The sequence below is a fragment of the Kocuria arenosa genome, assembly GCF_042879215.1.
Taxonomy (GTDB): domain Bacteria; phylum Actinomycetota; class Actinomycetes; order Actinomycetales; family Micrococcaceae; genus Kocuria; species Kocuria arenosa.
This window is the reverse complement of sequence record NZ_JBHZTA010000003.1, coordinates 498519-508217: the sequence shown is the minus strand read 5'-3', so window position 1 is coordinate 508217 and position 9699 is coordinate 498519. Positions and strand designations below refer to the sequence as shown.

Annotated in this window: 12 protein-coding genes; 4 read left to right on the top strand and 8 right to left on the bottom strand. The window is 70.9% G+C overall.

What is annotated here, in order from left to right:
• Positions 1-175 precede the first annotated feature (175 nt).
• The gene (locus tag ACFYE3_RS08345) at positions 176-442 is read right to left on the bottom strand and encodes a D-alanyl-D-alanine carboxypeptidase family protein (protein ID WP_387607904.1); all 267 of its coding nucleotides are present in this window, start codon (positions 440-442) and stop codon (positions 176-178) included.
• Positions 443-866: 424 nt separating this feature from the next.
• On the opposite strand from ACFYE3_RS08345, the gene ACFYE3_RS08340 reads away from it, so the two are divergent.
• Positions 867-1019: a hypothetical protein gene (locus tag ACFYE3_RS08340; protein ID WP_387607901.1), complete on the top strand. Its 153-nt coding sequence runs from the start codon at positions 867-869 to the stop codon at positions 1017-1019.
• Between the two features lie 3 nt (positions 1020-1022).
• On the opposite strand, the gene dnaB is transcribed toward ACFYE3_RS08340, so the two are convergent.
• Complete coding sequence (dnaB, locus tag ACFYE3_RS08335; protein WP_368821556.1) at positions 1023-2381, bottom strand: replicative DNA helicase; 1359 nt, start codon at positions 2379-2381, stop codon at positions 1023-1025.
• Between the two features lie 150 nt (positions 2382-2531).
• Between dnaB and ACFYE3_RS08330 the strand changes: the two genes are divergently transcribed.
• A complete protein-coding gene (locus ACFYE3_RS08330; RefSeq protein ID WP_387607900.1) occupies positions 2532-3962 on the top strand; it encodes an amidase family protein in 1431 nt (476 codons plus the stop codon).
• A 166-nt stretch (positions 3963-4128) separates the two neighbouring features.
• Positions 4129-5103: an ABC transporter substrate-binding protein gene (locus tag ACFYE3_RS08325; protein WP_387607898.1), complete on the top strand. Its 975-nt coding sequence runs from the start codon at positions 4129-4131 to the stop codon at positions 5101-5103.
• Here the strand turns inward: ACFYE3_RS08325 and ACFYE3_RS08320 are convergent.
• Entirely contained in the window at positions 5100-6227 is a 1128-nt protein-coding gene (locus ACFYE3_RS08320) for a patatin-like phospholipase family protein (RefSeq protein ID WP_387607896.1), read from the bottom strand. The two genes, ACFYE3_RS08325 and ACFYE3_RS08320, sit on opposite strands and share 4 nt — an antisense overlap.
• Before the next feature lie 467 nt (positions 6228-6694).
• Entirely contained in the window at positions 6695-7003 is a 309-nt protein-coding gene (locus tag ACFYE3_RS08315) for a hypothetical protein (RefSeq protein ID WP_387607894.1), read from the bottom strand.
• A 98-nt stretch (positions 7004-7101) separates the two neighbouring features.
• Between ACFYE3_RS08315 and ACFYE3_RS08310 the strand changes: the two genes are divergently transcribed.
• Complete coding sequence (locus tag ACFYE3_RS08310; protein ID WP_387607891.1) at positions 7102-7719, top strand: class I SAM-dependent methyltransferase; 618 nt, start codon at positions 7102-7104, stop codon at positions 7717-7719.
• A 105-nt stretch (positions 7720-7824) separates the two neighbouring features.
• On the opposite strand, the gene rplI is transcribed toward ACFYE3_RS08310, so the two are convergent.
• The 4 genes from rplI to rpsF form a co-directional block, all read right to left on the bottom strand.
• Positions 7825-8274 (bottom strand): 50S ribosomal protein L9, encoded by a 450-nt coding sequence (gene rplI, locus ACFYE3_RS08305; RefSeq protein ID WP_058873269.1) that lies wholly within the window; start codon positions 8272-8274, stop codon positions 7825-7827.
• Between the two features lie 19 nt (positions 8275-8293).
• Positions 8294-8530 carry a 30S ribosomal protein S18 gene (gene rpsR / locus ACFYE3_RS08300; RefSeq protein WP_017835048.1) on the bottom strand — a complete coding sequence of 79 codons (237 nt, stop codon included), beginning with the start codon at positions 8528-8530 and terminating at the stop codon, positions 8294-8296.
• A gap of 78 nt (positions 8531-8608) precedes the next feature.
• Positions 8609-9265 (bottom strand): single-stranded DNA-binding protein, encoded by a 657-nt coding sequence (locus ACFYE3_RS08295; RefSeq protein WP_387607887.1) that lies wholly within the window; start codon positions 9263-9265, stop codon positions 8609-8611.
• A gap of 110 nt (positions 9266-9375) precedes the next feature.
• Positions 9376-9681, bottom strand: coding sequence for a 30S ribosomal protein S6 (gene rpsF / locus ACFYE3_RS08290; protein ID WP_058873271.1), 306 nt, complete (start codon positions 9679-9681; stop codon positions 9376-9378).
• Positions 9682-9699 lie beyond the last annotated feature (18 nt).

Sequence of the window (9699 nt, the reverse complement as noted above, 5' to 3'; positions counted from 1 at the left end):
CGCTCCGTCCCGGCGAACACCACCGTCCGGGTCGAATCCGCCCCCTCCGCCCTGACCGTCATCGGCTGACCGGCCCGCCACCGCGGCGGCCCGGCATTCCGGGGTGGAACCGGCGCGGGCCGTGTCCCGGTGATCCGCGTCCAGTGCCCGTGGTCGGCGGTGAGGGTCGGCCTGCTCACTGCAGGTAGTCCGGCGCCGGCTCCAGGCCGAAGAACTCCTCCATGGTGTCGACGTCGGGCTCACCTGTCGTCCTGTCTCCCGCGTGTATCTGCTTCGCCAGGACATCCGAGCCGACGCAGCGAATGTGCCAGGGCTCGTAGGTGTAACCGGTGACGCCCTGCTCGCCCTTGGGGTAGCGGATGATGAACCCGTACTTCCACGCATGGGTGGCGACCCACGCCCCCACCGGCGTGCCCTCGATGCAGTCCTGCAGCGCGCACACCCCGGAGGCGTTCGTCCTGGATGCGGGTGAGGGACTTCGGCACGTAGGTCTGCGGGTTCAGCGGGCGGTGCTTGTTCACCACCACCGTCAGGCTCGACGCCGAGCCGATGTCATAGACCGTTCCCGCCGCGACCGCCGCCGACGGCGCCATCAGCCCCGTTGCCAGACTCAGTGCCGCCGCCCCACCGAGAAGTCCACCCAGTACCTGCCTCATGCTCACGCCCCCACGTGTCCCGGAGAAATTCCGTCTCAGGTAACCGCACGGCCCCGGCCATGTGCCCTGTGTGACGACGTGACGGACCCGAAGAGGATCCACTGCCTACTGGACAGATGCTCCACGTAGAGGAGCTGTGTACTGACGAGCATCACCACGCAGCGCAGCGAGTGGCTCCGCGGTGTCCTGGGACTGTGCGTGCTGCGCACCATGGCAGACGGCCCCACCTACGGGTATGCGATCGCCGCTGAGCTGACCCAGGCAGGCTTCGGGGACCTCAAGGGCGGAACGCTCCATCCGCTGCTGGTCAGGCCCGAGCAGAACGACCTCGACGGCCACCCGCCCACAGCCTCGCCTGCGTGAGTGTCACAGTCCTTCGTGCGCCATGTTCGCGAACCGGGAGTAGTGACCCTGGAACGCCACCACGATCGTCTTGGTGGGACCGTTGCGGTGCTTCGCCACGATCACGTCGGCCTCACCGGCGCGCGGCGACTCCTTGTCGTAGACGTCGTCGCGGTGGAGCAGGATCACCATGTCCGCGTCCTGCTCGATCGATCCACTTTCACGAAGGTCCGAGACCATGGGCTTCTTGTCCTGGCGCTGCTCCGAGCCGCGGTTCAGCTGCGACAACGCGATGACCGGGACCTCGAGCTCCTTGGCCAGCAGCTTCAGGGCACGGGAGAACTCCGAGACCTCCTGCTGGCGGGACTCGACCTTCTTGCCGGAGCTCATGAGCTGGAGGTAGTCGAGGACCACGAGCTTGAGGTCGTGCTTCTGCTTGAGCCGACGGCACTTCGCCCGGATCTCCATGAGGGACATGTTCGGGGAGTCGTCGATGAACAGCGGCGCGGAGTCCATCTTGCCCATCGTGGTGGCGATCTTCGCCCACTGCTCGTCCTGCAGGCGGCCCTTGCGCAGGTCCTGCATGTTCAGCGTGGCCTCGGCGGAGAGCAGGCGCATGGCGATCTCGTTGCGGCTCATCTCGAGGGAGAAGATCACCGTGGTCTGGTTGTGCTTGATCGCCGCGGACCGCGCGACGTCGAGGGCCAGGGTTGATTTGCCCATGGCCGGCCTCGCCGCGATGACGATCATCTGGCCGCCCTGGAAGCCCTGGGTCAGCTCGTCGAGCTCGATGAAGCCGGTGGGCACGCCGCGCATGCCCTCCTCGCGGGAACCGGCGGCCTCGATCTCGTCCACGGTGGACTCGATGACCTCCTTGAGCACCGTGTAGTCCTCGGAGGAGCGGCGCTCGGCCACCTGGTAGATCTCGGCCTGGGCGGCGTTGACGATGTCGTCGACCTCGCCGTCCGAGCTGTAGCCGAGCTGCACGATCTTGGTGCCGGCCTCCACGAGCCGGCGCAGCACGCCGCGCTCGCGCACGATCTCGGCGTAGAAGCCCGCGTTGGCCGCGGTGGGGACGGAGGAGATGAGGGTGTGCAGGTACGCCGGACCGCCGACGCGCTCGATCTCGCCGCGCTTGGTCAGCTCGTCCGCCACGGTGATCGCGTCGGCCGGCTCGCCGCGCCCGTACAGGGAGATCACGGCCTCGTAGATGGACTCGTGGGCGGGCTTGTAGAAGTCGACGCCGCGCAGGACCTCCACCACGTCCGCGATCGCGTCCTTGGACAGCATCATGCCGCCGAGCACGGACTGCTCCGCGACGTTGTCCTGCGGCGGGGTCCGGCCGTACTCCCGGTCGCTCCCGGACGAGCGCTCCGACACCATCGACACCTGGTCCACCTCTCCCCGCGCACCCTGCGGACAGCGGAGTGCGCACACGACGACGCCGCCCCGATCTTCCGGGCAGCCCCTCCATTCTCGCACCGACCGCGGACACCGCTTGCCGCCCGAGCCCGTCCGTGGACACCATGGATCATGACGCTCACCACAGACCTCAGCGGCCCCTGTTCGTGGGACATCCGGACCACCCGGGCGGAGCTGGCCGCGCGCCGGATCAGCCACGTGGAGCACCTCGACGCCCTGCTGGAGCGCCTGCCTACGGCGCAGCGGCTGGGAGCGGTGATCAGCGCGGACCCGGAGCTGGTACGGGCCCTCGCGCACGCGCTGGACCGCCGGGAGACGCGGGGCCCGCTGACAGGGATCCCGCTGGCCGTCAAGGACATCGTGGACGTCGCGGGGTTCCCCACCACGGGCGGGACCCGCGCGCTCGAGCACGACGTGGTGGCGCGGGACGCCCCCGCGGTGACCCGCCTGCGGGAGGCGGGCGCCCTGTTCGCCCTGAAGACCAACCTGCACGAGCTGTCCTTCGGCATCACCTCCAACAACGGCTCGTACGGGCCGGTGCGCCACCCCGCCGACCCGGCGCTGAGTGCCGGCGGCAGCAGCGGGGGCTCTGCGGTGGCCGTGGCGGTGGGCCTGGTCCCGGCGGCGGTCGCCGCGGACACCGGGGGCTCGGCCCGCATCCCCGCCGCCCTGTGCGGGATCGTGGGGTTCCGGCCCACGCTGGGCCGCTACCCGTCGTCGGGCGTCCTGCCGATCGCCCACTCGCGGGACACGATCGGCCCCATGGCCCGGACCGTGGACGACGTCGTGCTGCTGGACGCCCTGCTCGCGGGCGAGCACCCGCTCGGCGTGCCCAGCGCACGGCACCTCGAGTTCGACGACGAGGGTCCCGGCCCGCTGCACGGCGTCCGGCTCGGCGTGCCCGAGCTGTTCCTCGAGGACCTGGAGCCGGGCGTGGACACGGTCTTCGGCGCGGCCCTGCGAGCGCTGGAGGCGGCCGGTGCGGAACTGGTGGGCGTCGACGTCCGGCCCGCCCACGAGCTGGCCGCCACGGCGGGCATGACGATCGTCCTCCACGAGTTCCTGCCCGACCTCCAGGCCTACCTGACCGCGCGCGGCACGGGACGATCCCTCGACGAGGTGCGGGACGGGATCGGCAGCCCGGACGTGCGGCGGATCTGGGAGCTGGCGCAGGTGTTCCGCGGCGCCGACGACGACTACCGGGCGGCCCAGGAGGAGCGCCGGCTCGCCCTGCGGCTGTACACCGGGGCGATGCAGGCCCAGGGGGTGACGGCCCTGGTGCAGCCGACGTGCCCGCTGACGGCCCGGCCGATCGGCGACGACGAGACCGTGGAGCTCAACGGCCGGCGCGTGCCCACCTTCGACACCTTCACCCGCCACTCCGATCTGGCCGGCATCATCGGCACGCCCGGGATCAGCGTCCCCGCCGGACGCACCGCGGAGGGCCTGCCGGTGGGCCTGGAGCTGGCGGCCGGACCGGGGGCGGACGCCGTGCTGCTGGACCTCGCCCGCACCGTGGAGGCGCTGCTGCGCGACCAGTGACCCGCCGCGGTTCTTTTCAGGGGACAGCGCAACGATTCAGAGCCACAACCGTTGACGAATCCAACGGTCTGCCTCTACGGTGAGGGCACCGATGTGCGTGATGCATCTCACAGCGGATCCACCGGTGCCGGGCGCCGGCAGGACCGACCCGAGGAAGAGGACCACCATGAAGCACCCGTTCGCCAGAGCAGCCGCCGTCGGAACCGTCCTGACGTTCGCCCTGACCGCCTGCGGCGGCGGGGGGACCACCGGTGGGGGCGGGGACAGCGAGGAGCTGCAGCCCCTCACCATCGGCGTCATCCCCATCGCGCCGTCCGCGCCCGTGCAGCTGGCCCTCGACGAGGGCATCTTCGAGAAGCACGGCCTGGACGTCACGATCGAGACCGCCCAGGGCGGCGCGGCCATGCTCCCGGCCGTCTCGGGCGGCTCCATGGACATCGGCGTGGGCAACCCGCTCTCGGTCATCCTGGCCAAGGACCAGGGGCTGGACATGAAGATCCTCAGCGGCTACAGCAGCTCGATGCCCGAGGGCGAGGACATCACCGGTGTCGCCGCCAACCGGGACGCCGGCATCGCGTCCTGGGCGGACCTGGCCGGCAAGCGTGTCGCGGTGAACACGATCAACGGCCAGGGCGACCTGACCATCAAGGAGGCCGTGAGCAAGGCCGGCGGCGATCCCGACGCCGTGAACTTCGTGGAGATGCCCTTCCAGGACATGCCGGCCCAGCTGGAGCGCGGGGAGATCGACGCCGCCTGGGTCCCCGAACCGTTCCTGACCCAGCTGATCAACGGCGAGCAGACCGCGCTGGTCGGCTACAACTACCAGGACACCGTCCCGGGCCTCGACACCATGGTCACCTTCAGCAGCACGGCGTTCACCGAGGAGAACCCGGAGGTCCTCGAGGACTACGACGCCGCGATCGACGAGGCGCTCCAGTTCGCGCAGGAGAACCCCGACCGGGTGCGGGAGACGATCGTGAGCTTCCTCAACATGCCGGAGGAGGTCGCCGCCGATCTCCGGCTGGAGGAGTTCGACGCGGAGGTGGACCGCGACGAGCTCGAGACCCTCGCCGAGCTGATGCTCAAGTACGACGTCATCGACAGCGAGGCGAACCTGGACGAGATCGTCCAGGCCGACTAGGACTGCGGCCCCGGCCGCGCCGGCGGGAACTCCTCGGCGCGGTCGATGGCCTCCTCGGTCATCCGCCGGCCGAGCTCGATGAGCTCCCCCGCGCGGTGGAAGTCCAGCAGCCGCCCGGCGCTCTTCGGCACGGTGATGAGCAGGTCGGGCGGATAGCCGGCCAGCCGGTAGCGCAGCACCATGGACTGCAGCACCTCGAGGGAGAGCTGCATGACGTCGAGCGTGCGCAGCCCCGCCGGCAGGGCGCCGAACCCGTCCTGTGCGAGCTCCTCCGCGGTCTCCTCGGCGGCGTCCAGGAGTGCCTCCGGGGCGGTGTCCTGGACGGCGTCCTGGAGGAGGGCGTCCTGGAGGAGGGCGTCGGCGGCGGCGTCCGCGGGGGCCGCCCCGGGCGGGCGCCGCGACCGGGACGAGGCGCTGCGGCCGCGGGTCTCCGCAAAGCGCTCCAGGACGCTGCGCGTCAGCTCGCGGTCCAGGACGTGGGAGGCGCTGCGCCGGAACCGATCCGCCCACTCCTCGGAGGGACGCACGGCGGCCGTCTCGTGGGCGGGGACCCTGCCCTCCCCGGACTGCTGTCCCCCGGAGAGGGAGACCGCCACCGTCACGTCCGCGCGGGTGGCGACGGTCGCGGCGATGGGCACGGGGTTCATGATCCCCCCGTCCGCGAGCAGCCGGCCGTTGAGCATGACAGGGGTGATGATGCTGGGCAGGGCGATCGACGCGCGGACGGCCACGTCCACCGGGCCCTCCTGGAACCACACCTCCTTGCGGGCGAGCAGGTCCGTGGCCACCGCCGTGAAGGGGATGGGCAGGTCCTCGATGAGCCTGCCGTCGAGCAGCTCGCGCACCTTCGCCATGATCTTCTCCGCCCGGATCACCCCGGGCGCCGAGGGGGACGGGTCCAGCAGCCGCAGCACGTCCCGCTGACTCAGCCCCTGCACCCACTGCGCGTACGCCTCCATCTGCCCGGCGGCGTGGAGCCCGCCCACGAGCGCCCCCATCGAGCTTCCCGCGACGGTCACGATGTCGTAGCCGCGCTCCTCGAGCACTTCGACCACGCCGATGTGGGCGTAGCCCCGGGCGCCGCCGCTGCCCAGCGCCAGGGCCACGCGCGTGCGTGGGGACATCCACCGCTCCTCTCCCGCAGGGACCGGCCACTGGACGGGCCGGATGCCCCCGAGCCTAGCCCGCCGCCCGCGGACGACGACTGGCGGACCGGCTCGCGGATCGGCTCACGGAGGACGGAAGACCCTACCAGTCGGCGGAGTTTTCCACCCTGTGGACAACCGGTGGAAAACGCCGTGGACGACTGTGCACAGGCTGGGGAGAACCCTGTGGAAAGTTATGCACAGGCTTCCACAAAATCCGTTCTGACTACGGGTGATGCCGATGCACACCCTGTGCAGGGCGGACTTGGACACCACCGGTGCCGTCCACAGCGCCGTGTTTTCCGACTCGTGTTCCGGCCCACGTCGGACGCCGGTGGGTCAGGAGCACCCCAGGCACGCACGCGCGGGCCGGCGGCCACCACCGGCACCTGCGGGGAGCCGCGGCTCCGGGCCGCGGCGAGGAGGCGTCGAGCCGGAACGCGGCGTCAGGAGACCGACGCGATCAGCGCCAGCCACAGCAGCGGGTGGCAGAGCACCGACAGCCCGAGCAGCACCAGGAACCGGGCCCGGGCGGAGGGAAACCCGATGGCGCCCGCCAGGGCCACCACCGCCGTCACGGTCGCCCCCACCGCCGCCGCGACGAACCCGATCACGAAGAACGCCATGGAGGTCTCGGCTCCTGCGGAGTTCCCGCCCAGGAATGCCACGACAAAAGCCAGTACGGTGAAGAGGAGGCACCCCACGCCGAACCAGTACAGGGCGGACGGTGAGACGCGGGAGATCAGGGACGGCATGGACCCATTGTCCCCCGGTGCACCCGACGGCACCGCCGCGCCGCCCCAGGAGTGCCTGCACGCCCGACCCTCGCACCCGACCGACCCAGGAGATCCCCGTGGACGACAACCAGCGCATGTGGGAGGACCGGTACGCCTCCGGGGCGTCCTCCCCCGACGGCGCCCAGCCGCACCCCGAGGTCGCCGCCCTCCTGGACCGGACGGCCGGGGAGCGCGCGGACGGCCCGCCGACCGCCCTCGACCTCGGCGCGGGCACCGGCCGCCACACCCTGGCACTGGCGGCGGCGGGCTACGACCCCACCGCCCTGGACTTCTCCCCCAGCGCCGTGCGGACCATCACCGATGCCCTGGCGGAGCGCGGCCTGCCGGGCCGCGCCCTGGTCGCCGACCTGCGGACCTGGACCCCCGAGCAGGAGCAGCGCTCCGGGCCCGACGCCGTGCCCCCGCGGTTCGACCTGATCGTCGCCGTGTACTTCCAGCACGACCTGGCCCTGCTGCGTCGCGCCGCGGAGTGGCTCGTCCCCGGCGGCCGGCTGCTGTGGATCACGCACGCCCCCGGCAGCGTGGAGGGCCCGCCCCCGACCGCGCCCCGGCCGACCCTCCAGGAGACCGTCGCCGTGCTCGAGGGCAAGGGACTGGACCTGCTGCGCGCCGAGCAGGTGCGCACCGCCGAGACCGCGCTCGACGTCGTCGTCGAGGCCCGCCGGCCCCGTTGACCGGTCCTGCCGGCCGCTCCCGCCGAGGACCCCGGGAAGACGGAAAGGGCCCCCGCGGCGCACCGCGGGGGCCCTTTCCGTGCTCGGACGGACCGGAGGGACCGATCAGGCGGGGACGACCTCGAACTCGACGTTCGCGTTGACGTCCTCGTGCAGGCGCACGGAGGCCTGGTACACACCGGTGGTCTTGATGTGCTGGTTGAGCTCGACCTTGCGCTTGTCCACGGCGCCGAGGCCGGCGGCCTCGACGGCCTTGGCGACGTCCTCGGCCTTGACGGTGCCGAAGAGGCGACCCTCGGAGCCGGCCTTGACCGGGATGGTCACGGTGGCCGAGGTCAGCTTCTGGGCCAGGACCTGGGCGTCCTCGAGCGAGGCGACCTCGCGCGCAGCGCGGGCGGCCTTGATGCTCTCGATCTGCTTCTCGCCGCCGCGCGACCACGGAGTCGCGAAGCCGCGCGGGAAGAGGTAGTTGCGGGCGTACCCGTTCTTGACCTCGACCACGTCACCGGCAGCGCCGAGACCCGTGACCTCGGTCGTCAGGATGATCTTTGCCATGAGTGTCTGTCCTCTCTGATCAGCGGCCGGCGCCGGAGTAGGGCAGCAGCGCGACCTCGCGGGCGTTCTTGATCGCCAAGGCGATCTTGCGCTGCTCCTGCACGGTCACACCGGTGACACGGCGGGCGCGGATCTTGCCGCGATCGGAAATGAACTTGCGCAGCAGCGCAACGTCCTTGTAGTCGATCTCAGTGACTTTGGCAGCCTTGAGCGGGTTCTGCTTTGGTTTGGGCTTACGGAGTTCAGCCTTGGCCATCGTGGTGCTCCTTGTTCTTCGAGTGGAGCCCGCGGCTTGTCACCGCGGGATGGGGTGGATGGGAAAAGTGCGGAAGGTCTAGAACGGCGGTTCGTCGTCCTGGCCGCTGCCCCAGTCGTAGTTCCCGCCGGAGGACTGGCTCCAGGGGTCGCTCTGGGGTGCGGCCTGCGGAGCGGACTGGCGCCCGCCGCCGGAGCGGCCGCCCTGGCCGAAGCCGGAGCCACCGCCCTGCTGGCCGCCGCCACCGCCGCCGAACCCGGAGTCGCCCCCGAATCCGCCGCCGGCTGGGGCGCCGGCGCCGAAGCCGCCACCCTGCTGAGCGCCTCCCTGCTGGCCGCCGCCGCCGAAGCCGCCGCCCTGCCCGCCGGAGCGGGCGTTGCGGTTGACCTTCGCGGACGCGTAGCGCAGCGAGGGACCGACCTCGTCGACGTCGAGCTCGGTGACGGTGCGACGCTCGCCTTCCTTGGTGTCGTAGGACCGCGACTTGAGCCGACCCTGGACGATGACGCGCATGCCCTTCTGCAGGGACTCCGCCACGTTCTCGGCCGCCTCGCGCCACACGGAGCAGCGCAGGAACAGGGTCTCCCCGTCCTTCCACTCGTTGGACTGGCGGTCGAAGGTGCGGGGCGTGGACGCAACGGTGAAGTTGGCCACGGCCGCACCCGACGGGGTGAAGCGCAGCTCGGGGTCAGCGGTCAGGTTGCCGATTACGGTGATGACGGTGTCACCAGCCATGTGGACCTCCCGGGTCGAGGATGTTCGCGGTCGTGCGGGACGTGCTGGGACCTCTCAGCATCTCACCGGGGGCCCGGTGGAGGCGCCCTCGGTGATCAGTTGTGAAGTCCTTACTCGGCGGAGATCTTCTGCTCTTCCGGGCGGATGATCTTGGTGCGCATGATGGCCTCGTTGAGGTTCAGGACGCGGTCGAGCTCCTGGGTGGTCTGCGGGGTCGCGGTGAAGCGGACGACCGCGTAGATGCCCTCGGTCTTCTTCTGGATCTCGTAGGCGAGGCGACGACGGCCCCAGATGTCGACGTTGTCGACGGTCCCGTTGTCCTTGGTGACGACATCGAGGAACTTCTTGAGAGTCGGCTCCACGGCACGATCCTCGACCTCGGGGTTGATGATCACCATCAGTTCGTACTCACGCATGTTCGAACCCACCTCCTT